Origin of the sequence: Mesorhizobium sp. B1-1-6 (assembly GCF_006443035.1) — a bacterium.
Classification (GTDB): Bacteria; Pseudomonadota; Alphaproteobacteria; order Rhizobiales; family Rhizobiaceae; genus Mesorhizobium.
This window is the reverse complement of sequence record NZ_VFWR01000004.1, coordinates 290,608-316,032: the sequence shown is the minus strand read 5'-3', so window position 1 is coordinate 316,032 and position 25,425 is coordinate 290,608. Positions and strand designations below refer to the sequence as shown.

General features: G+C 63.4%; 23 protein-coding genes. 14 read left to right on the top strand and 9 right to left on the bottom strand.

The features are described from left to right. The first annotated feature begins 55 nt into the window (after positions 1 to 55). Together FJ979_RS10675 and FJ979_RS10670 are read left to right on the top strand one after the other, a co-directional pair. Entirely contained in the window at positions 56 to 682 is a 627-nt protein-coding gene (locus tag FJ979_RS10675) for a LysE family translocator (RefSeq protein ID WP_140520736.1), read from the top strand. A gap of 160 nt (positions 683 to 842) precedes the next feature. Next, entirely contained in the window at positions 843 to 1,232 is a 390-nt protein-coding gene (locus tag FJ979_RS10670) for an SET domain-containing protein-lysine N-methyltransferase (protein ID WP_140580842.1), read from the top strand. Here the strand turns inward: FJ979_RS10670 and FJ979_RS10665 are convergent, their stop codons facing one another. From FJ979_RS10665 to FJ979_RS10650, 4 genes are all read right to left on the bottom strand, one after another. Then, complete coding sequence (locus FJ979_RS10665) at positions 1,233 to 2,183, bottom strand: cytochrome c (protein WP_140580841.1); 951 nt, start codon at positions 2,181 to 2,183, stop codon at positions 1,233 to 1,235. It lies immediately after the preceding gene. 9 nt (positions 2,184 to 2,192) lie between these two features. Continuing rightward, positions 2,193 to 2,630, bottom strand: coding sequence for a cytochrome c (locus FJ979_RS10660; RefSeq protein WP_140580839.1), 438 nt, complete (start codon positions 2,628 to 2,630; stop codon positions 2,193 to 2,195). A gap of 161 nt (positions 2,631 to 2,791) precedes the next feature. After that, positions 2,792 to 3,394 carry a superoxide dismutase gene (locus tag FJ979_RS10655; protein WP_140494754.1) on the bottom strand — a complete coding sequence of 201 codons (603 nt, stop codon included), beginning with the start codon at positions 3,392 to 3,394 and terminating at the stop codon, positions 2,792 to 2,794. A 173-nt stretch (positions 3,395 to 3,567) separates the two neighbouring features. After that, positions 3,568 to 4,446, bottom strand: coding sequence for a branched-chain amino acid aminotransferase (locus tag FJ979_RS10650; protein ID WP_140517955.1), 879 nt, complete (start codon positions 4,444 to 4,446; stop codon positions 3,568 to 3,570). A 154-nt stretch (positions 4,447 to 4,600) separates the two neighbouring features. Between FJ979_RS10650 and FJ979_RS10645 the strand changes: the two genes are divergently transcribed. Next, a complete protein-coding gene (locus FJ979_RS10645; RefSeq protein WP_140494758.1) occupies positions 4,601 to 5,263 on the top strand; it encodes a haloacid dehalogenase type II in 663 nt (220 codons plus the stop codon). Positions 5,264 to 5,465: 202 nt separating this feature from the next. Further along, positions 5,466 to 6,290, top strand: a complete 825-nt coding sequence (locus tag FJ979_RS10640; protein ID WP_140553967.1) for a L,D-transpeptidase — start codon at positions 5,466 to 5,468, stop codon at positions 6,288 to 6,290. Between the two features lie 85 nt (positions 6,291 to 6,375). On the opposite strand, the gene FJ979_RS10635 is transcribed toward FJ979_RS10640, so the two are convergent. After that, positions 6,376 to 7,914, bottom strand: a complete 1,539-nt coding sequence (locus FJ979_RS10635; RefSeq protein WP_140580837.1) for a helicase HerA-like C-terminal domain-containing protein — start codon at positions 7,912 to 7,914, stop codon at positions 6,376 to 6,378. Positions 7,915 to 8,197: 283 nt separating this feature from the next. On the opposite strand from FJ979_RS10635, the gene FJ979_RS10630 reads away from it, so the two are divergent. The 4 genes from FJ979_RS10630 to FJ979_RS10615 all read left to right on the top strand — a co-directional run bounded on the left by FJ979_RS10630 (position 8,198) and on the right by FJ979_RS10615 (position 12,476). Further along, the gene (locus FJ979_RS10630; RefSeq protein ID WP_140517951.1) at positions 8,198 to 9,640 is read left to right on the top strand and encodes a methylmalonyl-CoA mutase subunit beta; all 1,443 of its coding nucleotides are present in this window, start codon (positions 8,198 to 8,200) and stop codon (positions 9,638 to 9,640) included. After that, a complete protein-coding gene (scpA, locus tag FJ979_RS10625) occupies positions 9,637 to 11,757 on the top strand; it encodes a methylmalonyl-CoA mutase (protein ID WP_140580836.1) in 2,121 nt (706 codons plus the stop codon). Before FJ979_RS10630 ends, scpA begins: the two co-directional genes overlap by 4 nt. Before the next feature lie 111 nt (positions 11,758 to 11,868). After that, positions 11,869 to 12,090, top strand: a complete 222-nt coding sequence (locus tag FJ979_RS10620) for an AbrB/MazE/SpoVT family DNA-binding domain-containing protein (protein ID WP_140494768.1) — start codon at positions 11,869 to 11,871, stop codon at positions 12,088 to 12,090. Further along, on the top strand, positions 12,087 to 12,476 hold the full coding sequence (locus FJ979_RS10615) for a type II toxin-antitoxin system death-on-curing family toxin (RefSeq protein WP_140580834.1): 390 nt from the start codon (positions 12,087 to 12,089) through the stop codon (positions 12,474 to 12,476). The genes FJ979_RS10620 and FJ979_RS10615 overlap by 4 nt, the downstream gene beginning before the upstream one ends. A 9-nt stretch (positions 12,477 to 12,485) precedes the next feature. On the opposite strand, the gene greA is transcribed toward FJ979_RS10615, so the two are convergent. Beyond that, positions 12,486 to 12,962: a transcription elongation factor GreA gene (greA, locus tag FJ979_RS10610; protein WP_140494772.1), complete on the bottom strand. Its 477-nt coding sequence runs from the start codon at positions 12,960 to 12,962 to the stop codon at positions 12,486 to 12,488. Between the two features lie 116 nt (positions 12,963 to 13,078). Between greA and FJ979_RS10605 the strand changes: the two genes are divergently transcribed. Beyond that, positions 13,079 to 14,455 (top strand): TIGR03808 family TAT-translocated repetitive protein, encoded by a 1,377-nt coding sequence (locus FJ979_RS10605; RefSeq protein ID WP_140517948.1) that lies wholly within the window; start codon positions 13,079 to 13,081, stop codon positions 14,453 to 14,455. An 11-nt stretch (positions 14,456 to 14,466) separates the two neighbouring features. On the opposite strand, the gene FJ979_RS10600 is transcribed toward FJ979_RS10605, so the two are convergent. Further along, the gene (locus FJ979_RS10600; protein ID WP_140517947.1) at positions 14,467 to 15,471 is read right to left on the bottom strand and encodes an asparaginase; all 1,005 of its coding nucleotides are present in this window, start codon (positions 15,469 to 15,471) and stop codon (positions 14,467 to 14,469) included. Between the two features lie 26 nt (positions 15,472 to 15,497). Further along, a complete protein-coding gene (locus FJ979_RS10595; RefSeq protein WP_140580832.1) occupies positions 15,498 to 16,664 on the bottom strand; it encodes an acetyl-CoA acetyltransferase in 1,167 nt (388 codons plus the stop codon). 188 nt (positions 16,665 to 16,852) lie between these two features. Here FJ979_RS10595 and betI point away from each other — a divergent pair, with 188 nt between their 5' ends. From betI to betB, 5 genes are read left to right on the top strand one after another with little or no spacing between them, the layout of a single operon-like run. Continuing rightward, positions 16,853 to 17,458: a transcriptional regulator BetI gene (betI, locus tag FJ979_RS10590; RefSeq protein ID WP_140580831.1), complete on the top strand. Its 606-nt coding sequence runs from the start codon at positions 16,853 to 16,855 to the stop codon at positions 17,456 to 17,458. Further along, on the top strand, positions 17,439 to 18,968 hold the full coding sequence (betC, locus tag FJ979_RS10585) for a choline-sulfatase (RefSeq protein ID WP_140580829.1): 1,530 nt from the start codon (positions 17,439 to 17,441) through the stop codon (positions 18,966 to 18,968). The genes betI and betC overlap by 20 nt, the downstream gene beginning before the upstream one ends. Then, positions 18,965 to 19,972 (top strand): threonine/serine dehydratase, encoded by a 1,008-nt coding sequence (locus FJ979_RS10580; protein WP_140520747.1) that lies wholly within the window; start codon positions 18,965 to 18,967, stop codon positions 19,970 to 19,972. Before betC ends, FJ979_RS10580 begins: the two co-directional genes overlap by 4 nt. Before the next feature lie 3 nt (positions 19,973 to 19,975). Beyond that, positions 19,976 to 21,628 (top strand): choline dehydrogenase, encoded by a 1,653-nt coding sequence (gene betA / locus FJ979_RS10575; protein ID WP_140580827.1) that lies wholly within the window; start codon positions 19,976 to 19,978, stop codon positions 21,626 to 21,628. Between the two features lie 56 nt (positions 21,629 to 21,684). Further along, complete coding sequence (gene betB / locus FJ979_RS10570) at positions 21,685 to 23,148, top strand: betaine-aldehyde dehydrogenase (RefSeq protein ID WP_140580826.1); 1,464 nt, start codon at positions 21,685 to 21,687, stop codon at positions 23,146 to 23,148. A gap of 30 nt (positions 23,149 to 23,178) precedes the next feature. Here the strand turns inward: betB and FJ979_RS10565 are convergent, their stop codons facing one another. Continuing rightward, a complete protein-coding gene (locus tag FJ979_RS10565; RefSeq protein ID WP_140580824.1) occupies positions 23,179 to 25,419 on the bottom strand; it encodes an AGE family epimerase/isomerase in 2,241 nt (746 codons plus the stop codon). Positions 25,420 to 25,425: the final 6 nt, after the last annotated feature.

Sequence of the window (25,425 nt, the reverse complement as noted above, 5' to 3'; positions counted from 1 at the left end):
CCTTCGGCCCCTGGCGTGACTTGATCGGCGACGAACGCCGAGGAGGATGCGAGCAATGATCGACCTGGCCACATTGACCACCTATGTCGCCGTGGTGCTCGGTTTTGTGTTTATTCCCGGCCCCGCCACGCTGCTGACGGTCGCGCGGGCAACGAGTTCGGGAACCAAAGCCGGCATCGCAACCGGCGCAGGGATCGCGGCCGGCGACGTGTTTCACACCTTCACGGCCATGGTCGGCATCTCGGCGATCATCGCCGCATCGGCGGTGTTGTTCAGCGCCGTGAAGTATCTCGGTGCGGCATATCTCGTTTATCTCGGCATTCGCGCGATCATGGAAAAGACGCCGGCCGATCTCGCCGCCGGCAGGTTCCCAATCTCAGCGGGCAAGGCGTTTCGGCAAGCCATACTGACTGAGATGCTCAACCCCAAGACGGCGCTTTTCTTCCTCGCGTTCCTGCCACAGTTCGTCCGGCCCGAAAACGGATCGGTAATGCTCCAGCTGGCGGTATTGGGGATCATCTTTGTTCTGCTGGGCCTCTTCAGCACAGTGGTTTTCGCGGTGAGCGCAGGCGGGCTTGGCACTTTCCTGCGTCGAAATCCCACGGTGTTGAAATGGCAGGGCAAGATTGTCGGCGGCATCTATTGCGGCCTGGGCGTGCGGCTGGCGCTTCAGCAGCGCTGACGCGAAACGGTGACCGGCGCGGCCTTCTCGGCGAGCCGGGCAATCATTGGTTTTTGAACTCCGTGTTGCTGGTTTTCGCTCGCAATTGCGATGCCCGCGCGCTACCCAAGGCGCGTTTTGTCCCGGGCCATGACAGCCCACAATCGCACAAGGGCCTGCCATGCTGCTCGTCGACGTCTATCTCGACAAATCCCCCATCCAGGGCATTGGTGTCTTTGCCAAGAATCCCATTTCCCGCGGCACGATGATCTGGAAGCTGGATCCGAGATTCGACCGGCTCATCGAGGTCGAGACCTATGAGAGCCAGACAGGACCGGTGAAGAGCTATCTCGACCGCTATGCCTATCCGGACAGGCGAGATCCGAACTACATCGTCTTCGAGGCCGACGATGCACGCTACATGAACCACGCCGACGAGCCGAATTGCGACGTATCCTCGCCCGAGGAAAGCTTTGCGTTGCGCGACATCGCGGCCGGCGAGGAACTGACCTGCAACTACAATCATTTCTTCGAGGCGGGCTTCGACTTCCTGGGCGATCGCCACCCGTAGTCAGCTCGCCGGTTTTTTGCGCGCCGGATAGCCGTTCGGATGCGGCGGAACCGCCTTGAGATAGGCCGCGATCGCCGCGCGGTCCTCGGGCGCCAGTTCGGCCATGTTCCTCTGCACGTCGACCATGGCCCCGCCAACGGAATCGAAATCGGGCGTGAAGCCGGTTTCGAGATAGTTGGCGATATCGGCCTGCGACCAGTCGCCGATGCCGCCCTCCCCGGAGGTGATATTGGGGACGATGCCGCTGCCTTCGGCGGCTGTGGCTCCAGCCAGCCACTCGCTCTTCTTTGTCCCCCCCGCAAGGTCACGCGGTGTGTGACATTCGCCGCAATGACCCGGTCCCTCGACCAGGTAGCGACCGGCAATCACAGGACCAGGGACGCCTTCGGGCAGGGACACAACAGGCTGCTCGCTGAGATAGAGCCGTTTCCACAAGCCGATGCCGCGACGGATGTTGAACGGAAAACTCAACGAATTGGCCGGCGCTCGGCCGGCAACCGCCGGCAGCGTCTTCAGGAAGGCATAGAGATCGGCAATGTCGGCGGGCTTCATGCGCGCGTAGGACGTATAGGGAAATGCCGGATAGAAATGCTCGCCCGACGGCGAGACACCCTTCAGCATGGCATTGGCGAGATCCTCGGCCGACCACGCGCCGATGCCGTCCTTGGGGTCTTGCGAAATGTTGGGCGGCACAAACGTGCCAAACGGAGTCTTGAGTTCAAGGCCGCCGACAAGTTCGAGCCGCTCATCGCCTTTCGAACCGGGTTTTGCATGGCAGGAGGTGCAGCCGCCGGCATAAAAAATGCGCTTGCCCCTGGCCGCGTCACCAGGCGCGAGCTTGGCCATAGTTTCCGCGTCGAGCTTCACCGGCGCCGAAAGCGTCCACGCGGCAACCGCGCCGACGCCGCCGAGCACGAGTGCGGCGCCGACAAACTTCCTCAGCCATGCCATGGCCGGCGATCAGCCTTTCTTGACCCTGTAGCCCTTGTGGCAGGTGCCGCAGTCGGTGCCGATGACGCCGATTTGCGTCTTCAGGGACTCCACGTCGGCTGGGGCCGCGGCGACCGCGGCCTTGACGTCGGCAAGATACTTGTCTTCCGTCGCCTTGAAGCCGGCCATGTCTTGCCAGATCTTCGGCGCCGCCGTGGTGTCGCCCGTGTCGCTGCCCGCCGGGAACAGGACGTCGGCGTCGAATTTTTCCGCGTTCGCCTGGAGCGCCTGCAGCGCAGTCAGTACGGCGGCGGCATCAAAGGGCTCCTCACCCTTGACCACTTTCGACAGGCCGCCGACGATCTTCCCGCGCTCCTTCATCAGGGCCTGGCGGTCGAGGATCGGGTCGGCAAAGGCCGCCGAACCGGCGAACGCGAGCATAGAGATGGCGACGACAAGCTTTCTCATTCAATTGGCTCCATGATGAAGGCATTTCGGGACAGGACGTTAACGGACGTGAAGGGAGGAATATTCCCTTCCCCCAACGATTTTGCCAGACCTTTACTGCTGTGGGATCTCGGCACACAAAAAGAAAAGCCCCGGGAGTGCCGGGGCTTTCTGAATCTCGATCAGGCTTTCGCTTTTTCGTAGAGTTCGAGAACATGATCCCAGTTGATCAGGCTGTCGACGAAGGCCTCGAGATATTTCGGCCGGGCGTTGCGATAGTCGATGTAATAGGAGTGCTCCCAGACATCGACGCCGAGAATCGGCGCCGCGCCATGGACGAGGGGATTCTCGCCGTTCGGCGTCTTCGAGATCGCCAGCTTGCCATCCTTGACCGAAACCCAGGCCCAGCCGGAACCGAACTGGGTCGTGCCGGCGGCGATGAAGTCGGCCTTGAATTTGTCGTAGCCGCCCAGATCGCTGTCGAAAGCCGTCTGCAACGCGCCCGGCAGCTTGTTGCCGCCGCCGCCCTTTTTCATCCACTTCCAGAAATGGATGTGATTGTAGTGCTGGGCGGCATTGTTGAAGAGGCCGGCATTCTTGCCGAACGACTGCTTGACCACCTCTTCTACCGACAGATCGCCAAGGCCGGCTTCGGCGGCAAGCTTGTTGCCGTTGTCGACATAGGCCTTGTGGTGCTTGTCGTGGTGATATTCCAGCGTCTCTTTCGACATGTAGGGCTGCAAGGCCTCATAGTCGTAAGGCAGAGCGGGCAATTCAAAAGCCATGGAAGGTACTCCCTCAAGGAAAATCCGGTGTCGATACCGGACTAAGATAGGTCTGGATTGGGTTCGGACAACTCCGAAAAGTGAAGCGCCGGGTGCTCTTTCTAAGCGGGTTCCGGAGAACTGTCACACAGTTTCCGGAAACCGGGCGCATTGCGACGAAAAGTCTGGACGGATCAGCCCGCCGACGTCGAATGCGCCCAATCCCAATAGAGCTCCCGCGCCTTCTTGGCCACCGGCCCGGGCTGCAGGCTGCGGTCCTCGATGCGCGTGATCGGAATGACCTTGGAATGGTTGCCGGTCGAAAAAATCTCATCCGCCTCGAGGAATTCACGCACCGACAGCGCCTTCTCGGTGGTCTTGAACCCGTACTCGCCAAGCAACGTCATCGTGCGCGAGCGGGTGATGCCGGACAGGAAGGTGCCGTTCGGCGCCGGCGTCAGGACGTGGCCGTCCTTGACCAGGAAGATGTTCGAGGTTCCGGTCTCGGCGACGTTGCCCAGCATGTCGAGCACCAGGGCGTTGTCGAAGCCGCGCATCTTGGCTTCGAGGATGGCACGGCCATTGTTGGGATAGAGGCAGCCGGCCTTGGCGTTGGTCGGCATGGTTTCGATAGTCGGGCGCCGGAACGGCGAAACCGTCACGGAAAAGCCGGTCGGCGAGATCATCGGCGATTCGTAGAGGCACAGGCAGAAACGGGTCGAGGCAGGATCGGCCGGCACGCCCATATAGCCGCCGTGCTCGGCCCAATACATCGGCCTGATATAGACAGCCGTCTTGCCATCGAATTTCTTCAATCCGTCCCAGGTCAGTCCGACGATCTTCTCGGCCGTCATCGAAGGCTTGAGACCGAGCGCGATCGCCGAGGCATTCACGCGCGCGGCATGAAGCTCAAGATCGGGAGCGACGCCCTCGAACCAGCGGGCGCCGTCGAACACGCTGGTGCCGAGCCACATTGCGTGGCTGCGCGGGCCCAAAACGGCGACATTGCCCTCGTACCAGTCGCCGTCGACGAAAGTCCATGTCGCGGAAAGTGCGGCAGCCGCCAGTGTCATTGCTTTGTCCCGTTCCGATCAATCTCGTGTTGCAGCATTGGATGACGCTTTGGCCGGCGTCGTCAACCAGCATCGGGGAGTTTTGTTGAGGCCACGGACGGCGCGCTGCAATCAAGACTTGCACCTTGCCCCGCCTCGCCTCAAAACTGTTGCCATGCAATACGCCGCTTATGTTTTCGACGCCTACGGCACACTGTTCGATGTTCATGCCGCCGTGCGCCGCCACGCCGACGCCATCGGACCGGACGGCCAGTTGCTGTCCGAGATCTGGCGCGCCAAGCAACTCGAATATTCCTGGGTGCGTACGTTGATGGGCGCCTATGCCGATTTTTGGCAACTCACCGAGCAGGCACTTGATTTCGCGTTGCACAAGGTGCCCTCTGCCGATCCCGGCCTCAAGGCGGCATTGCTGGATGCCTATTGGCGGCTGGACTGCTATGCGGAAGTGCCCGCCGTGCTGAAGGCGCTGAAGGCGTCCGGCGCCAAGCTGGCAATCCTGTCCAACGGTTCACCGGAAATGCTGGAGGCAGCCGTTAAATCCGCGGCGCTCGATCAGGTGCTGGACGATATCTATTCCGTCGATGCGGTACGGCGCTTCAAGACCGATCCGTCGGTCTACGACATGGTCACGACAGGCTGGCGCCTCTATCCGGGTGCGGTCTCCTTCCAGTCGTCCAACCGCTGGGACATTGCCGGCGCGACCAAGTTCGGCTTCCGCACCGTGTGGATCAACCGCTCCAACCAGCCGGAGGAGTATCGGGATTTTCCACCGGCCCTGATCCTGCCGTCGCTCGATGCCCTTGTCACAGGTGGCTAACGCATGCGGCCCAAAAGTAATCCTGGTTTTCGCTCCTGTGACCGTAGCGCCACAGTGGCGACGCGGTCACAGCTTCGCCTTTGTTTGTCCACCTTGAGGCCAGATTCGGAACCGCCTATCGCGCCCAAGTGTTGATCAGGCACCCTCGCAACGGTCGGCATATTCATGCTTTGTTGCGATTTCAGACTTAAAGAAGGCAACCATGTTCCCAGCCGAAATCGAATCCTATCGCCTGAGCCGTCGCGGCTTTCTCAATGCCGCAGCCCTGGGCGCCGCCTCGATCGCGGTTTCCGCATGCGCCACCACCGGGTCCGGGCCAGTCGAGCCACCGCCACCGGCCTATGTCGAGCCGCCGCTCGCCGACTACGTGACGATGTACGCCGCCGTCAGCGATGGCGGTTTCGAAGTGCCGGCCATTCCCGTCGACAGGATCGATCCGCAATTCCTGCGCCAGATCGTGCCCGACCCGACCGGCCAGAAGCCGGGAACCATCGTCGTCGATACGACCGGCCACTTCCTCTATCTGGTTCGTCCGGGCGGCCAGGCGATCCGCTACGGCGTCGGCCTCGGCCGCGCCGGCTTCGAATGGTCGGGCGATGCCGTCGTCCAGTGGAAACAGAAGTGGCCGAAATGGACGCCGCCGGACGAGATGATCGCCCGGCAGCCGGAACTGAGGCAATACAGCGCTGACAATGGCGGTATGCCGGGCGGGCTGAAAAACCCGCTCGGTGCACGTGCGCTCTATCTCTTCCAGGGCAACGTCGACACGCTCTACCGGCTGCACGGCTCGCCGGAATGGCGTTCGATCGGCAAGTCGGTGTCGTCGGGCTGCGTGCGCCTGATGAACCAGGACATTATAGACCTATATGATCGCGTGCCTTCGAAGACCCCGGTCATCGTGACCAGCGACGCCAGCCAGCCCATGGTGGCGACCGCGAATCACAAAGCCATCCCGATCGATGCCGGCGTGCCGGACGGATCGGTGCTGCTTGGCCCGGTGAAAGCGGTGACCGACGCGATTTTCTGATGGGAGCGAGGGTGAATGCGGCGACTCGCCGCCTTCACCTCCACATCAGCCTATCCCTGCATGGCCGTTGCGCGATCGCGCTTCCCTATCTGCCCCTCGACAGACTCCCGAGTATCCCGCGCACGATGGCGCGGCCGACCGACGAGCCGACAGAGCGCACCACCGACTTGATCGCGGCTTCCGCCACCGTCTGGCGGTTGGACGGGCGCGGTTGAGGCGGGCGTCTGCCGCCGGGTTGCGGCGGCGGAGCATCATTGCCGAAGCCCGGAATGGTCCAGCGTGAACGGCCGGCGTCGGCCTGCTGTGCCTCGGCATCCGCCGCGTCCTTGGCCTTTTTCTGCAGCATCTCGAAAGCCGATTCGCGATCGACACCCTCATCGTACTCACCGATCACCGGGCTTTCCTGGATCAGCTTCCGCCGCTCGGCTGGGGTTATGGGCCCAAGTCGTGACGATGGCGGACGGATCAGCGTGCGCTGGACCATGGACGGGATGCCCTTGGCTTCCAGCACTGAAACCAGCGCTTCGCCGGTGCCCAGTTGCGTGATCACGGTCGCGCAATCGAAATCCGGATTTGGCCGGAACGTCTCGGCCGCGGTCCTTACCGCCTGCTGCTCGCGCGGCGTGTAGGCGCGCAACGCATGCTGGACCCGGTTGCCGAGCTGGGCCAGAACCTTCTCAGGAATATCCAGAGGGTTCTGCGTGACGAAATAGACGCCGACGCCCTTCGAGCGAATCAGACGCACCACCTGCTCGACGCGGTCGATCAGCACCTTCGGCGCGTCGTCGAAAAGCAGATGTGCCTCGTCGAAGAAGAAGACCAGCTTCGGCTTGTCGGGATCGCCCACTTCGGGCAGTTCCTCGAACAGTTCCGACATCAGCCAAAGCAGGAACGTCGCGTAGAGCCGCGGATTCATCATCAGCTTGTCGGCGGCCAGCACGCTGATAGCGCCGCGGCCATCGCGGGTGGTGCGCATGATGTCGGCGATGCGCAATGCCGGCTCGCCGAAGAAATTCGCCGCCCCCTGCTGTTCCAGCACCAGCAGCGTGCGCTGGATGGCGCCGACCGAGGGTTTCGTCACATTGCCGTAGCGGGCGCTGATCTCTTCGGCGCGCCCGGCGATATTGGCGAGCAGCGCCTGCAGGTCCTTGAGGTCGAGCAGCAGCAGGCCTTCCTCATCGGCGATGCGGAAGGCGATGTTCATGATGCCTTCCTGGGCTTCGGACAAATTCATCAACCGCGACAAGAGCAGCGGGCCCATCTCGGAGATGGTGGCGCGGATGGGGTGGCCCTGTTCGCCGAACAGATCCCAGAAGATGACGGGGAATTCCTGGAAGTCATAGGGGTCGAGCTTGACCTGCTCGGCGCGCTTGACCAGGAAATCCTGCGCCGTGCCGATCATGGCTATACCGGAGAGATCGCCCTTGATGTCGGCGCAGAACACCGGCACGCCGGCATTGGAGAATCCCTCGGCCAATATTTGCAAGGTGACCGTCTTGCCGGTGCCGGTGGCACCGGTCACCAAGCCGTGACGGTTGCCATAGTGCAAAAGCAGGTTTTCGGGACGCTGATAGCTGTCGTCGGGCTTGCGGCTGGCGCCTATGAAAATGGTGTCGTCAGCCATATGTCCGGTCTCCGCAAACTGCTGTGTATAAAACCAGCCCCTTGCCCGAAGGTATAGTGGGGCCCTTGCACAGCGACAATGGCGATCAGCGAAAATGGCCTTTTTTGGAGCTTGCGGATTTTGCCCATGTTTGGCAATCGTTCATGCTTCGTGCTCGAAGGCTGGTGTACGCTCGAGGGATCGAATTCGAGTCTTGGAAGCGCATTGCATTGCGGTATCGCACCGGGACCCGTAGACTGAAGTGCTCCAGGCTGATGCGGCCGCATAGTGACGAGGACAGTGGATGAGCGCCGGAGCCTTGACCAGGGATAACGAAGTTCCGAATGCCGACCGGCAGCGATGGCTGGCCCTGGCTGAAAAGGCGCTCGCCGGCGCATCTTTCGAGGAAAAACTGGTCTCGCACACCGATGACGGCATCCGCGTGGAACCGCTTTATGAGCGCGCGGCGGCGGCCGAGCCGATCGTGCGCGCCAACCCCGGATCGCCGTGGATCGTCAGCCAGCGCATCGACGATCCCGACATTGGTCGCGCCAAAGCCCAGGCGCTGGAGGACGTCGCGCAGGGCGCGACGGGATTGTCGCTCGTCTTCGAAGGTGCCCCGAACGCCTTCGGCTACGGCCTGCCGAGAACGGCGCAGGCGCTGGAGACGGTTCTGGACGGCATCCCGTTAAACCGCGTCCAGATCCGGATCGACGCCCACCCATGGAGCCGCCCCATGGCCGACTGGCTGGTGGCGTTCCTTGGCAAGCGCCGCTCCGATCCGGCAAAGCTCAACCTCTCCTTCGGGATCGATCCGGCGGCGATCCTGGCCGGAACCGGCCGGTTGCGCATGTCGATCGAGGCGCTGCAGGAATCCATGCCGCAATCGCTGGCACATTTCTTTTCGATGGGCGTGCCCGGCGTGCTGCTCGAGGCGGATGGGCGGGTGTTCCACAATGCCGGCGCCACGGAGGCGCAGGAGCTTGGCATCATGCTCGCTTCGGCCGTCTCCTATCTCAGGATGTTCGAGAAAGCGCGGCAACCGCTCGTCTACGCAGCGCCCCATATCGGGTTTGCGCTGAGCGCCGACCAGGATCAGTTCCTGTCGATGGCCAAGGTCCGGGCCTTGCGCAGGCTGTGGGCTCGCGTCCAGGAAGCCTGCTCGATCCCGACTTCGACGGCCAATATTCACGCCGAGACGTCGTTTCGGATGATGACGGCATTGGACCCGGAGACCAACATCCTGCGCACGACGATCGCCTGCTTCGCCGCGGCGGCGGGCGGAGCCGATTCGATCGCCATCCTGCCGCACACCGTCGCGCATGGCCTGCCGGCGCCTTTCGCACGCCGCGTGGCCCGTAATGCGCAGTTGATCATGGCCAATGAAAGCCACATCGATCAGGTCGCCGATCCCGCCTGCGGCTCCGGTGGCGTCGAAGCGCTCACCGCTGGCCTCTGCGAAGCGGCCTGGTCCGAGTTGCAGGCGATCGAGGCCGAGGGCGGCGTGCTGTCCAGCCTTCAGGACGGACGCATACAGGAACGTGTTCGCACCGCCGCCGCCCAGCGTGCTGCCGCCTTCCGATCCCGCGAGCGCGCCATCGTCGGCGCCACGCTCTATCCGCAGAAAACCGAGCGCGCGGTCGAGACGCTGGCCGCGGAGCGGCGATCTGCGTTCACGGAAGGCATCGTCATGTGCGAGCCGCTGTTTCCGGTCCGCATCGATCAAGCGATCGGAGCCGCTTCTTGATTCCGGATTTCAGCCAGGTCGGCTGGGCGCCGCCTCGGCGGGCGCCGGTCGAGATCAAGGGCCAGCGGATGACGCCGGAAGGCCTTGCCGTCAAACATCTGTACAATCAGGGCGATCTCAAGGGGCTGCCGCATCTCGACACCTATCCGGGCATGCCGCCCTTCGTGCGCGGACCCTATCCGACCATGTATGTCCAGCAGCCGTGGACGATCCGGCAATATGCCGGTTTCTCGACGGCGGAAGAGTCAAACGCCTTCTACAGGCGCAATCTTGCCGCCGGCCAGAAAGGTCTGTCGGTCGCCTTCGATCTCGCCACGCACCGCGGCTATGACAGCGATCATCCGCGGGTGGCCGGCGATGTCGGAATGGCGGGCGTGGCCATCGATTCCATTCTCGACATGCGCCAGCTCTTCGACGGCATTCCGCTCGGCGAGATGACGGTGTCGATGACCATGAACGGCGCGGTGCTGCCGATCATGGCGCTCTACATCGTGGCTGCCGAGGAACAAGGGGTTGCGCAGAAGGATCTCGCAGGGACCATTCAGAACGACATTCTGAAGGAGTTCATGGTCCGCAACACCTATATCTATCCGCCGAAGCCCTCGATGCGGATCGTGTCGGACATCTTCTCCTACACATCCAGGCACATGCCGAAATTCAACTCGATCTCGATCTCCGGCTACCATATGCAGGAGGCCGGCGCGACGGCGGACCTGGAGCTCGCCTATACGATTGCCGACGGAATCGAATATGCCCGCGCCGGCGTCGCGGCCGAGCTCGACATCGACCGCTTCGCCCCGCGCCTGTCCTTCTTCTGGGCTGTTGGCATGAACTTCTTCATGGAAGTCGCCAAGCTCAGGGCGGCGCGGCTTCTGTGGTCGAGCCTGATGATGAAGAATTTTGCGCCGAAGGACGAGCGTTCGCTGTCCTTGCGCACCCACTGCCAGACCTCCGGCTGGTCGCTGACGGTGCAGGATCCCTACAACAACATCATCCGTACGATGATCGAGGCGATGGCCGCCACACAGGGCCATACACAATCGCTGCACACCAATTCCTTCGACGAGGCCATGGCGCTGCCGACGGATCATTCGGCCCGTATCGCCCGCAACACGCAGCTGATCCTGCAAAAGGAATCCGGCACCACGCGCATCATCGATCCGTGGGGCGGTTCGGCTTATCTCGAGAGGCTGACGCATGATCTGGCAGCGCGTGCGCTTGCCCATATCGAGGAGGTCGAGGCGCTCGGCGGCATGGCCGCGGCCACCGAGAAGGGCATTCCCAAGCTGCGCATCGAAGAGGCGGCCGCCCGCACCCAGGCGCGCATCGATTCAGGCGAGCAGGTGCTGGTCGGCGTCAACGCGCACCGGCCCGGTGCGGATATCGAAGTCGACGTCTTGAAGATCGACAATGCCGAGGTAAGAGCCCGGCAGCTATCGAAGCTGCAGCGGCTGAAGGGCACGCGCGACGTCGCGGTGCTCGAGAATGCGCTCGCAGCGCTCTCCCGCGCGGCCGCGAGCGGCGAGAACCTGCTCGAATTCGCCATCCACGCCGCGCGCGCCAATGCGACGGTCGGGGAGATTTCGCTGGCGCTGGAAAAGGTCTTTGGCCGCCACATCGCGTCGGTGCAGACGATTTCCGGCGTCTACCGCCAGGCGCTCGGCGACAATCCGGCCGTCGACCGGCTGCAGGAGAAGATCGGCGCGTTCGAAAAGAAGACCGGCGGCAAGCCGCGCATCCTGGTCGCCAAAATGGGACAGGACGGACATGACCGCGGCCAGAAGGTGATCGCCACAGCCTTTGCCGACCTCGGCTTCGACGTCACCGTCGGCGCCATGTTCCAGACGCCGGAGGAGATCGCGAAGCTGGCGGTGGAGCACGACGTTCATGTCGTCGGTGCCTCATCGTTGGCAGCAGGACACCTCACGCTCATCCCCGAACTCAGGGATGCGCTGAAGAGGCTCGGCCACAGCGACATGCTGATCGTTGCCGGCGGCGTGATCCCTCCGCAGGACTATGATGCCGTGCTGCAAGCGGGTGCGGCGGAAATCTTCCCGCCCGGTACCGTGATCCCGCAAGCAGCGGAGCGGCTGATCGACCGGCTGCTGGCGTCCTGAGTTATCGGCAACGAGTGTGTCCGAGCCTTCCTCCCATTCGTAAGTTATAATTTCTGTTGCAACAACACAGCGATCGAGTTATAATCGGCGTTGCAACAGGGCTGATCCAGCATGAACACCACCATTCGCAAGATCGGCAATTCCGAAGGTGTGATCCTGCCCAAGGAGCTACTCGACCGCCTGAATCTCAAAGCCGGTGATCAGCTTCAGGTTCTCGAAACGGACAAGGACATCGTCCTCAAACCGGTCGACGATAGTTTCGAGCGGCAGATGGAAGCTGCTCGCAAGGTCATGGACAAGTACAAGGTCGCGCTCCAGAAGCTCGCCGAATGAACTGGGAGTTCCTGTCGCGCCGCGCGGTGGAGGCGATGCATGCCGAACAATTGCGCCGGCATGGCGGCGCACAAGGTTTGCGGGATGAAAATGCACTTGAATCGGCACTGGCCTGGGCCGAGAACAAGGCTAATTACGGCACTCCGTCGATTGCAGATCTTGCAGCAGCCTATGTCTTCGGCATTGCCAGAAATCATGCCTTTGTCGACGGCAACAAACGCACGGCTATTGTCGCCGCCGGCGCCTTCCTGATCGTCAACGGTCACGTCCTGACGGCGGACAACGGCACGCTTTATGAATTCGTGATGGCTGTCGCCGCCGGCGAGATCGATGAAGCGGGTGCCGCCGCATTTTTTCGCGACCACATCGTGAAGACCGAGGACTGATGTTGGGGTTCAGCCGCCCGCGCTCAGCTTGACGATTTCCCATTCCTTGCCATTGACGGTGGCGACATCGCCGACCTTCTTGCCAAACAAAGCAATCGCCATTGGCGATACATGGGAAATGCTGCCTTTCGATGGGTCAGCCTCGTCCTCGCCGACGATCTTCCAGTGCACCTTTTTGCCGTCGTCGGCTTCGAGCGTGGCGCCCATGCCGAAGCGGATGACGTCGCTCCCGGGCTCGGGCACCGAAAGCTCGGCACTTTCGCGCCGCGCGGTCCAATAGCGCAGGTCGCGAGATACCAGTGCGATGCGCTCGCGGTCTCCCCGCCGCTCGGCTTTGGCCAATATGTCGCGCAGATCGGCCAGATTCTCGTCGATCATTGCCAGGCCACGCTCCGTCACCAGGTTGCGGTGTTGACTGATCGGCCGTTCGCCGACGCCTGCGATGGCGTTTTCGCTGTCTTCCTCGCGGGTAAAGGCTCTGCTCATTCCTTGAACTTATGCCCGCCCTCACGACTTCACAAGTCATTGCCCTCGCCGGGGACGCAGGTGCCTGACTGGCACGAATCCTGCCACTAGACGGGCAAAAGCCAGGACCTGTGCCGATGTTGAACAGACGCAAGCTGCTTGTCCGGACAGCCGGTTTTGCCGTGTTCGGGCTTTCGCTGGGCAAGGCAGCCGCCGCGAGCTTGCCCGGCGTCGAGAAAGCCTCGATGCGCGGATCGATCAACGCCACCGAGCTTGGCGTGCAACCCGGCACCTTTGACGATCAGAGCAAGGCTTTCGCCAAGCTGCTGCGCGAGGCCAGCGATCGCGACATGCCGGTTTTCCTGCAGCCCGGCACCTATGTCGTGTCCAACCTGACGCTGCCCGGCCGGGTGCGCCTTACCGGCGTGCCTGGCGCAACGCGCATCGTCTATGGTGGCGACGGCCACCTGTTCATGGCCGAACAAGCCGATCACATCGAGCTCAGCGGCCTGGTCCTCGACGGCTCAAACCGCTCGATGGGCGACTACGCGCAAGGACTGCTCGATCTGCGCCGCGTGGCGCATCTCATCGTCGATAATTGCCAGATAACCGGCAGCGGCAAGAACGGGCTGGCGCTCGAGCACGCGGCGGGCCGGGTCGAGCGCACGGAAATATCCGGAGCGGCGGACGCCGGCATCTATTCGGTCGAGGCCGCAGGGCTGGCGATCACAGGCAACACCGTCTCCGACTGCGCCAATGGCGGCATCCTCGTGCACCGCTGGCAAGCGGCGGAGGACGGCACCATCGTCACCGGCAACCGGGTCGAACGCATCGCGGCGCGCGGCGGCGGCACTGGCCAGAACGGCAATGGCATCAATGCCTTCCGCGCCGCCAACGTGATCGTCTCCGGCAATATTGTTTCGGACTGCGCATTCTCCGCCATCCGCGCCAACAGCGCCAGCAATCTGCAAGTATCGGGCAACACTTGCATGCGTTCCGGCGAAACGGCGGTCTATTCCGAATTCTCGTTCGAGGGCGCCGTTATCAGCAACAACATCGTCGATGGTGCCGCCAACGGCATCTCGATCGTCAATTTCAACGAAGGCGGACGCATGGGTGTTTGCTCGGGCAACATCGTGCGCAACCTGTCGACATCAGGCCCCTACCCCGCCGACCCGCCGGGATTCGGCGTCGGCATCGGCGTCGAGGCCGACACCACCGTGTCCAACAACGTCATCGAGAATGCGCCGCTCTACGGCATGTCGATCGGCTGGGGACCGTATCTGCGCAACGTCGTGGCCACCGGCAACATCATCCGCAAAGCGGGCACCGGCATCGTCGTCAGCGTGGTCGACGGTGCCGGAACCGCCATCATCTCCGACAATGTCATCGACGGCGCACGCAATGGCGCCATTGTCGGGCAGCGCTGGGCCGACCCGGCCACGGGCGATCTCGCCGCGTCAGCCGACACCGGCTTTCCGCATCTGACCGTCGAGCGCAATCATGTCAGTTGAGAGCGTCCGGCTCAGGCCAGTGCCGCCGTCGGCCTGAGCGCACCGACCTTGGCGCCTATCCGGCTTTCGATGGGTGCATTCGCCATTTCGAGCAGCTTCGCCGCCAAAACCTCGTCCGCGCGCAGCAGTCGGGCGATGATTGCGGCCACCATGGATTCGGCGGCCCGGCCGGCACCATCATCGCATTTGAGTGCGATGCCGAGGCCAAGCTCGGGAAGCGCCGCGCAATGGACCCCTTCGGCGCCGCCCTTCGCAAATATTCGGCCAGGCGCCGCCTGCATCAGCGCGAGATCGGCGCGGCCTGTGCCGGCGACGAAGAACGGCTCGGCCATGCAAGCCGACAACAATCGCTTTGCCGCCCTGGCGCGCTCGGGCGCGAAGCCCCTGCCGGTCACCATGCGGGCAAAGCCAAGCGCAAAACTCCTGAGCGGCACCGCGTAGGTCGGGATCGAACAGCCGTCGGTCGCGCGCTCGTCGGCGCCGTGGCGAGCTCCCGTCACCGCCTGCATGGCATCGCGCACCATCTCCTGCAAGGCGTGATCCGCCCTGACATAGCCGTGAGGCTCGATGCCTGAATGGACGCAGGTGCAAAGAAAGCCGGAATGCTTGCCGGAGCAATTGTTGTGCAGGGCGTTCGGGGAACCGCCGGCGCGGGCGAGTGCGATCGTCGCGTCATGGCTCGACGGCCAATGCGCGCCGCATTCAAGCGCCGACCCGTCCAGCCCGGCCCTCGCGAGCATCGACCGCGCCAGTTCGACGTGGGCCGGTTCGCCCGAATGAGAGGCGCAGGCCAGCGCCAGTTCGCGGTTACCGAAGCCGTAGGCATCGGCAGCACCGCTTTCGACCAGCGGCAGCGCCTGGATCGCCTTGACCGCGGAGCGCGGAAACACCGGCCTCGATGTGTCGCCGATCTCGAGAACCGGCTTGCCATCGGCGTCGAAAACCGCGACCGCGCCTCGGTGCGCGCTCTCGACGATGGCGCCACGCAGAACTTCGATCAGAACCGGATTTGTCATGTTGCCCCCGCGGATGCGGGTCGCTTTTACCGAATCCGATCGAGAATGGAAACGTAGTTGGCGACCGCCGCGCCGCCCATGTTGAAGATGCCGCCAAGCTTGGCGTTGGGCACCTGGATGCCGCCGGCCTCACCGACGAGCTGCATGGCGCTCAGCACATGCATCGACACGCCGGTGGCGCCGATCGGATGACCCTTCGCCTTCAGGCCGCCGGACGGGTTGACCGGCAGCCGCCCGTCCTTTGCGGTCGTGCCGTCCAGCGCCAGCCTCGCGCCCTCCCCAGGCTTCGCCAGGCCCATGGCTTCATATTCGATCAATTCGGCGATGGTGAAGCAGTCATGCGTCTCGACGAAGGAGAGATCATCAAGCGTCACGCCGGCATTCCTGAGCGCCCGGCTCCAGGCCTGCTCGCAGCCTTCGAAAGTCAGGATGTCGCGCTTCGACATCGGCAGGAAATCCTGCACGTGCTCATTGGCGCGGAAGGTGACGGCGCGGCGCATCTTCAGTGCCGTCGCTGTATCGGTTAGGACGAGAGCGGCGGCACCGTCGGAGACCAGCGAGCAGTCGGTGCGCTTCAGCGGGCCAGCGACGAAGGGGTTCTTCTCGCTCTCCTGGCGGCAGAATTCGTAGCCGAAATCCTTGCGCATCTGCGCATAGGGATTGTCGACGCCGTTCTTGTGATTCTTGGCGGCGATCAGGGCAAGCGCATCCGACTGATCGCCGTAGCGCTGGAAATAGGCTTGTGCGATCTTGCCGAAGACGCCGGCAAAGCCGGCCGGCGTGTCGCCATCCTCGGGCAAATAGGAGGCTTTCAGCAGGTTCCTGCCGATCTCGGGGCCAGGCGTCGTCGTCATCTGCTCGGCGCCGACCACCAGCACGATGCGGGCGGCATTGGCATCGATGGCGCGGATGCCTTGCCGGACAGCGGCCGAACCGGTGGCGCAGGCGTTCTCGACGCGCGTCGCCGGCTTGAAGCGCAGCCGGTCGTCGGCCTGGAGGACAAGGCTGGCGGTGAAATCCTGTGCGGAAAAGCCGGCGTTGAAATGTCCGAGCACAATCTCGTCGACGTCGTCCGGGCCAATGCCGGCATGGTCGAGCGCCTCGGTTGCCACTTTGACGATCAGGCTCTCCAGCGTTTCGCCTTCAAGCTTGCCGAAGCGCGAATGCGCCCAGCCGACGATGCATGCGGTCATGGCAACCTCCATTTGCCGCGGATCCTAACACGTCATATCACGGCCTGAGCACTCAATATTGTTCAATAGTGAACCGTTTTCCAGTCCGCAGAATGAGCCAGAGCCGACAATCGGTTGTTGTTTGGGCTGAATTTTTATTGATTGATCCGTCAATAAAAAATAATCTTCGCCGAAACAATGAGAACAGCATGCCGAAAGTCGGAATGGAGCCACTGCGCCGTAAAGCGCTCATCGACGCGACAATCTCGGCGATCGGCGAGCGCGGCTCGCTTGACGTGACGATGTCGGAGATCGCCGGGCGCGCCGGCGTGTCGTCGGCGCTAGCCCATCACTATTTCGGCGCCAAGGATGAGCTGCTGTTCGCGACGATGCGGCATATCCTGGCCGAACTGACCACGGACATGCGGCGCGCGCTTCAATCCGCCGGTTCCCCACGCGAGCGCGTCTCGGCGGTCGTGGCCGTCAATTTCTCCGACATCCAGTTCCGAGCCGAAACGATCGCCGCCTGGCTCGCCTTCTATGTCGAGGCGCAGAAATCGGCTGCGCTGCGCCGGCTGCTCAGGATTTATGCGCGGCGGCTGCATTCGAACCTGATGAGCGGGCTGGCCGGCATCCTGTCCCGAGCGGAGGCCGACCGCGTCGCCGAAGCGACGGCGGCGATGATCGACGGGCTCTATATCAGGCGCGCGCTCAAGGACGGCGTGCCCGATGCCGCGACCGCGATCGCATTGGTCGAAGACTATCTCGAAACGAAACTCAGCGGACGTAGACGCAGTGACACGCAAGCACCCTAACTTCCTGATCGTCATGGTCGATCAGCTCAACGGAACTTTCTTTCCGGACGGGCCGGCTGACTTCCTGCACGCGCCGCATCTGAAGGCATTGGCCGCCCGCTCGGCGCGCTTCCGCAACAATTACACCGGCTCGCCGCTCTGTGCGCCGGGCCGTGCCTCGTTCATGAGCGGCCAGTTGCCGTCGCGCACCGGAGTCTATGACAATGCCGCCGAGTTCGCCTCGTCGATCCCGACCTTCGCTCATCATCTGCGCGCCGCCGGCTACCATACTTGCCTGTCGGGCAAGATGCACTTCGTCGGGCCGGACCAGTTGCACGGCTTCGAGGAACGGCTGACCACGGACATCTACCCCGCCGATTTCGGTTGGACGCCGGATTATCGTAAGCCCGGCGAGCGCATCGACTGGTGGTATCACAATCTGGGTTCGGTGACCGGGGCCGGCATCGCGGAAACCACCAACCAGATGGAATATGACGACGAGGTCGTGTTCCTCGCCACGCAGAAGCTCTACCAGCTTTCGCGGGAGCAGGATGATGAGGAGCGCCGGCCCTGGTGCCTGACCGTTTCGCTGTCACATCCGCACGACCCCTATGTCGCGCGCAAGCAGTACTGGGATCTCTACGAAAATTGCCAGGCGCTCGACCCGGAAACCAATTTCATTGCGTATGACGAACAGGATACGCATTCGCAGCGGCTGTATGTCGCCAGCGATTATCCGTCGTTCCAGATCACCCCTGAGCAGGTGCGCCGTTCGCGGCGTGGCTATTTCGCCAATATTTCCTATGTCGACGACAAGCTCGGCGAGCTCCTGGACGTCCTCAAGCGGACGCGCATGCTTGACGACACCACCATCCTGTTCTGCTCCGACCATGGCGACATGCTCGGCGAGCGCGGCCTGTGGTTCAAGATGAGCTTCTTCGAGGGCTCGGCGCGGGTGCCGCTGATGATTGCCGGCAGGGGCGTTGCGGCCGGGCTGATCGAAGCGCCGGTTTCCAATCTCGACGTGACGCCGACGCTTTGCGAACTCGCTGGCATCGACATCGATGCCGTCTCGCCATGGACCGATGGCCAATCGCTGCTGCCTCTGATCGACGGTGAGCGGCGCAGCGCGCCTGTGCTGATGGAATATGCGGCTGAGGGTTCATACGCTCCTCTGGTGGCTATCCGCGAGGGCCGATACAAGTTCGTCCATTGCGAGCTCGATGCGCCGCAACTGTTCGATCTCCAATCCGATCCGCTCGAGCGGGAAAACCTCGCGGCCGATCCGGCCAACGAACCGCTGGTCGCGGCGTTCATGGACAAGGTGCGGGCGCGCTGGGACATGGCCGCTTTCGACGCTGCGGTGCGCGAAAGCCAGGCGCGCCGCTGGGTCGTCTATCGGGCGCTGCGCAACGGCGCCTACTACCCCTGGGATTTCCAGCCGCTGCAGAAAGCGTCCGAGCGCTACATGCGCAACCACATGAACCTCGACACTCTCGAGGAGAGCAAGCGGTATCCTCGAGGCGAATGATGACTACGCTTGTCCCCTCACTCGACCACCTGAAGCAAGCCTATGCGGTCACCGCCAAGGCGACGCAGATCACGCCGCTGCTGGAATCGGCGGCGCTCGCCAGGGAAACCGGCGCCGCTCGCGTCTTCGTCAAGGCGGAATCGCTGCAATGGGCGGGATCGTTCAAGGTTCGGGGCGCCTATTGGCGGCTGAAGCGGCTGTCGCCCGACGAAGCCAAGAAGGGCGTCGTCGCTTATTCTTCCGGCAATTTTGCGCAAGGACTGGCGGCTGCGGGCCAGGCGCTCGGCATTCCCGTCACCATCGTCATGCCGATCGACGCGCCGGCCGCCAAGCGCGACGCCACAGCAGGCTACGGCGCGCGCGTGGTGCTTACCGATCACGGCGAGCGCGCGCGTGAGGAAGTCGCCGCCGCCAAGGCGCGCGAGATCGCCGAGACCGAAGGGCTGACATTGCTGCATCCCTTCGACGATCCGGAAATCGTCGCCGGCCAGGCAGGTGCCGGGCTGGAGGCGCTGGAGCAGCTTTCTGCCAAGGGCGCGAAGGCGGACGTGCTGTTCTGCTCGGTCGGCGGCGGCGGCCTGATCGGCGGCGTTTCGCTCGCTTTCCACTACCTGTCGCCGGCCACGGAAATCATCGGCGTCGAGCCCGAAGGTTTCAACGGCATGGGCGCCTCGCTGGCGCATGGCAGCATCGAGACCATGCCGCTCGCCCCGAATTCGATCTGTGACGGGCTGATGTCACGGCGGCCCGGCGACGCGCCGTTCGCGGCGGTCAGAACCGCCGGCGTTCGCGGCATCACTGTCGACGACGCCTTGGTGCGGCGGGCAATGAAAATCGCCTTCGAGCGGATGAAGCTGGTGCTTGAGCCGTCCGGAGCTGCCTCGCTGGCGGCACTGCTCGGCGGCAAGGTGGATGTGGCCGGCAAGACCGTCCTTGTGGTGGCTACCGGCGGCAATGTCTCGCTCGCCGATTTCATCACGCATATGAACGATGGGCGCATATGAACAATGCTTGAAGCGGATTTCGTCATCATCGGCTCCGGCTCCGCCGGCTCGGCCATGGCCTATCGCCTGTCGGAGGATGGCAAGCACTCGGTCATCGTTATCGAATTCGGCGGCTCCGATATCGGGCCGCTGATCCAGATGCCATCGGCGCTGTCGATCCCGCTCAATATGAGCCTCTACGACTGGGGTTTTGCCAGCGAGCCCGAGCCGCATCTCGGCGGCCGCGTGCTGGCGACGCCGCGCGGCAAGGTGATCGGAGGCTCGTCCTCGATCAACGGCATGGTCTATGTGCGCGGCCACGCCCGCGACTTCGACCACTGGGCCGAACAGGGAGCCGCCGGCTGGGGTTTTGCAGACGTGCTTCCCTATTTCAAGCGCATGGAAGATGCGGATGGCGGCGAGGACGGCTGGCGGGGCCATGGCGGGCCGCTGCACGTGCGACGCGGCACGCGGAAAAATCCGCTCTATGGCGCCTTCGTCGAAGCGGGCCGCCAGGCCGGCTTCGAACTGACCGACGACTATAACGGCTCCAGGCAAGAGGGGTTCGGCCCGATGGAGCAGACCATTTTCGGCGGCCGCCGCTGGTCGGCGGCATCAGCCTATCTGAGGCCGGCGCTCAGGCGCAAAAACGTAAGCCTGGTCAAGGGCTTTGCGCGACGGGTGATCATCGAGAATCAACGCGCCATCGGGGTCGAAATCGAAGCTCGCAAACAGATTCAAGTCGTTAAGGCGCGACGTGAGGTGATCGTCGCGGCATCGTCGATCAATTCGCCGAAAATCCTGATGCTGTCGGGCATCGGGCCTGCGGAACATCTCAGGGAAAACGGCATCGCGGTGGTGGCCGATAGACCCGGCGTCGGCCGCAACCTGCAGGACCATCTGGAACTTTATATCCAGCAGGAATCGACAAAGCCGATCACGCTGAATTCGGTGCTCAACCCGTTTTCCAAGGCGATGATCGGGGCGCAGTGGCTGTTCTTCAAGACCGGCCTTGGCGCCACCAATCATTTCGAGGCGGCGGCCTTCGTGCGCTCGCGCGCCGGGGTCGACTATCCTGATATCCAGTACCACTTCATCCCGGCGGCGGTGCGCTATGACGGCAAGGCGGCGGCGAAGTCGCATGGTTTTCAGGCGCATGTCGGGCCAATGCGCTCGAAATCGCGCGGCTCGGTGACACTGCGCTCGCCGGACCCGAATTCGAAACCGGTGATCCACTTCAACTACATGTCGCATCCAAACGACTGGAGCGAGTTCCGCCACTGCATCAGGCTGACGCGCGAGATTTTCGGCCAGAAGGCCTTCGACGGCTTCCGCGGCCAGGAAATTTCGCCCGGCAGCCACGTGCAATCGGACGACGACCTCGACATCTTCATCAGGGATCACGCCGAAAGCGCCTATCATCCCTGCGGCACCTGCCGGATGGGCCGCGCCGACGAGGTCACGAGCGTCGTCGATCCGGAATGCCGCGTGATCGGCGTCGAGGGCCTGCGGGTAGCCGATTCCTCTATCTTCCCGCGCGTCACCAACGGCAACCTCAACGCGCCGTCGATCATGACTGGCGAGAAGGCTTCCGACCACATTCTCGGCCGCACGCCGCTGGCGCCTTCCAACCAGGAACCATGGATCAATCCCCGCTGGCAGGCGTCCGACAGATAGAGCATGATCGTGCAACCGCACGATCGGCATGCCGCTAAGACGATTTGGAGAAGCCCATGCGCGCCCAGCCAACGGCATCGCACTATGTCAACGGACGCTACATAGACGACGAGCAAGGCGCGCCACTGCCGGTCATCTATCCGGCAACCGGCGAGACCATCGCCCTGCTGCGCTCGGCGACGCCGAACGTGCTGGAACTCGCCATCGAGGCTGCGCGTGCCGCGCAACCGGCTTGGGCGCGGCTGAAGCCGGTGGAGCGCGGCCGCATCCTGCGCCGCGCCGCCGACATCTTGCGCGCCCGCAACGCCGATCTTGCCCGCCTCGAGACGCTCGACACCGGTAAGGCGATTCAGGAAACGCTGGTGGCGGATGCGCCATCGGCCGCGGATTGCCTGGAATATTTCGGCGGCGCGGTTGCAGCTTACAATGGCGAGGCTGTCGATTTGGGCGGGGCCTTCGCCTACACGCGGCGCGAGGCGCTCGGCGTTTGCGTCGGCATAGGCGCCTGGAACTATCCAATCCAGATCGCCGGCTGGAAATCCGCGCCCGCGCTCGCCATGGGCAACGCCATGGTGTTCAAACCATCGGAAAACACGCCATTGTCGGCATTGGCCCTGGCCGAGATCTACAGCGAGGCAGGCCTGCCCGACGGGCTGTTCAACGTCGTGCAAGGCTATGGCGATGTCGGCGCCAGCCTGGTCAGCCACGATGTCGTGGCCAAGGTGTCGGTGACCGGCTCGGTGCCGACCGGCCGTAAGGTGCTGTCGCTCGCCGGCTCGAAGATGAAGCACGCGACGATGGAACTCGGCGGCAAGTCGCCGCTGATCGTCTTCGACGACGCCGATCTCGAGAATGCCGTCGGCGGCGCCATGCTCGGCAATTTCTATTCGACGGGGCAGATCTGCTCCAACGGCACACGCGTCTTCGTCCAGAAGGGCATCCATGACCGCTTCGTCGACCGGCTCGTCGAGCGAACCAAGAAGATCCGCATCGGCGACCCACTCGATGCCGAAACCCAGATGGGGCCGCTGGTCAGCAAGGCACAGCAGGAGAAGGTCGTCTCCTACATCGCGGCGGGCAAGCAAGAAGGCGCCACGCTCGCCTGCGGTGGCAACGTGCCTTCGCTGCAAGGTTTTGAAGGCGGCTTCTTCGTCGAGCCGACGGTGTTCACCGGGGTGAGCGACAGCATGCGCATCGCGCGCGAAGAAATCTTTGGGCCTGTCATGAGCGTGCTGAAATTCGACGGCGAGGACGAGGTGGTCGAGCGCGCCAACGACACTGAGTTCGGTCTCGCGGCCGGCGTGTTCACGCGCGACCTGTCGCGCGCCCACCGCGTCATCGCCGAGCTGCAGGCCGGCACGTGCTGGATCAACGCCTACAACCTGACCCCGGTCGAAATCCCCTTCGGCGGTGTCAAGCAATCCGGCATTGGGCGAGAAAATTCACTGGCCGCGCTGGCGCTCTATTCGCAGATGAAGGCGGTTTATGTCGAGACCGGGGATGTGGTCAGCCCGTATTGAGCAAAATGTCGTCGGGACAGCGCCTCTTTCTCAGCCGCCCTTCTCGGCAGTCCCATCCAGATAGTGCGTCAGCGCGCACACGAGATGATAAAAAATGCTGGCCGGCACATCTGATGCCCGCGAGCGGCCGCGCTCGTCGACGCGGTCGATCCACAGACCCAGCGGCGCCGGGTCGATGTGCCAGCGGAACAGCCGGCCTACGCGTTCCTCGATCTCCGGCTTGAGATCGGGTCCGCCAGAACCGTCCAACGCAATCGCCGCCTTGACCGCTTCGGCCTGTGGCCAACTACGCGAGACCAGGTCCAGCGGCAGACCCTGCCGGGAGACGGCGCCATAGGCAAGGCCTGTGGCGCGGTTGAGGCCATTGGCGATGGCCGAGGCATAGAGTTTCCTGGCGAAGCCACTCAGTTCGGCCTGACCGCTAAGAGCGGCGAAATCGACAAGCAGCGCGGCCCATTCGAAATGATGGCCGGGCTCGGTCCAGGTGCCCTTCTCGCCCGCCACGGGCCTCCAGCCGGCGTCGAAATATTCACCCAGCGTCCAGCTTTCGGGATCGAAGAAATGGCTGCGGAACAGGTCGATGATGCCCGCCGCGCGGCGCAGATAAGCGCGCTCGCCTGTTGTTTGGTGCCAGGCAAGGAAGGCTTCCAGAAGATGCATGTGCGGATTGGAGCGCCGCTCGCCCCGCCCGTCCGAGGTTTCGAGAAAGCCGGTCGTGCGGCTATCCTCGAGATGGGCATCGAGGAAGGCGAAGGTCTCTTCGCCGAGCCGCAGCGCATCCGGATGGCCCGACATGTGGGCATGCGCCAGGGCCAAGAGCACGCAGGAATGATCGTAGGCGTCCTCGACCGGGTCGGCGACCGAACCATCGATGTCGAGGGTACGCACCCAGCCGCCTCTTGCCGTTCGGCCGCTTCCGGCCATGAAGTCGATGCCGTGGGCGATGAGCCGGTCGGCCGGGCCGTCCCAGCCGCGTTGCTTGGCGACCGCAAAGGCGTAGACCTGGCGGGCCTGCGTGCGCATGCGCTTGGGCTTCATCAGCGGCGTGGCGTCGAAGCCAAGCGCCTCGTGGAATCCGCCATAGCGTTCGTCGACGCCTGATGTCGACCACAGCGGAAGCGTCTCCTGAAACAGCCAGTGGTGGACGCGACGGCGCCAGGCGCCGCTTTCGATGACCCGGTCGCGGGCAGGCGTGAAACGGGTTTCCAGCCGGCCGGATTTTTCGAGCTGCCCGACGATCTTCTTGACGTGCTGGCTGTGGCTGACCGGGGCGACGAAGGTCGCGTCCGATGTCGAGACGATGGCGACATCTCTCATGCCGATGGCCGACAGCAGCCGGCCATCGCTGCGAATGTAGGAATTCTCGCAATCGATGGCGACGACGTCGCCGGCGATGACATTGCCTTGGCTATCGGCAGGCCCGACATCGAGCAGCGACTGCCAGGAGCCGAGATCGTTCCAGCGAAAGCTGGCCGGCACCATGGCGATGTCCTTTGCCCGCTCCATGATGGCATAGTCGATCGAGACCGAAGGAATGGCGCCGTAGAGGTCCAGCGGCATGTAGAAGCCGGAAAGGTCCGATGTCGCAGCCTTGTAGGCAGCTTCGGTCGCCTGCCAGATCTTCGGCTCGAAAGCTGCGAAAGCATCGCGCATGGCGCCGGCGCGAAACAGGAAGATGCCGGTGTTCCAGTGGAAATTGCCGGCTTCGAGATAGGCCTGGGCGGTGGCAAGGTCCGGCTTTTCGACGAAGCGCGAGACATCGAACACGCCTGCTCTTTCGGCGGCGACTTCGATGTAGCCATAGCCGGTCTCCGGCTGTGTCGGCTTGAGGCCGAACACCACCAGCCGCCCGGCGCTGGCAGCGGCGGTGCCCGCCTCGACGCTCTGCCAGAATTGCCGCGCGGTCGAAATCTCGTGATCGGAGGGCACCACCAGCACCAGTTCGTCACCGAATTCGGCGAGCGTGCGCAGGCTTGCCAGCGCCACCGCCGCGGCGGTGTTGCGGCCGGTAGGTTCGAACAGCGGCCCACCGCCGGCAAGGTTTATGCCGGCGAGATCGGCATGGACGCGCTCGGCATGGCGTTCGGAAGCGATCATGAAGATGGGCGTATCGCCGCTGGGCCGTGACGCCAGCCGGCGCAAGGTCTTTGCCAGCATCGAGCCGTCGCCCGAAAGGTCGTGGAACTGCTTGGGATTGTCCTCGCGCGACAGCGGCCAGAGCCGCGAGCCGACGCCGCCGCTCATGACGAAACTGACGATGCGCTGGCTCATGATGCC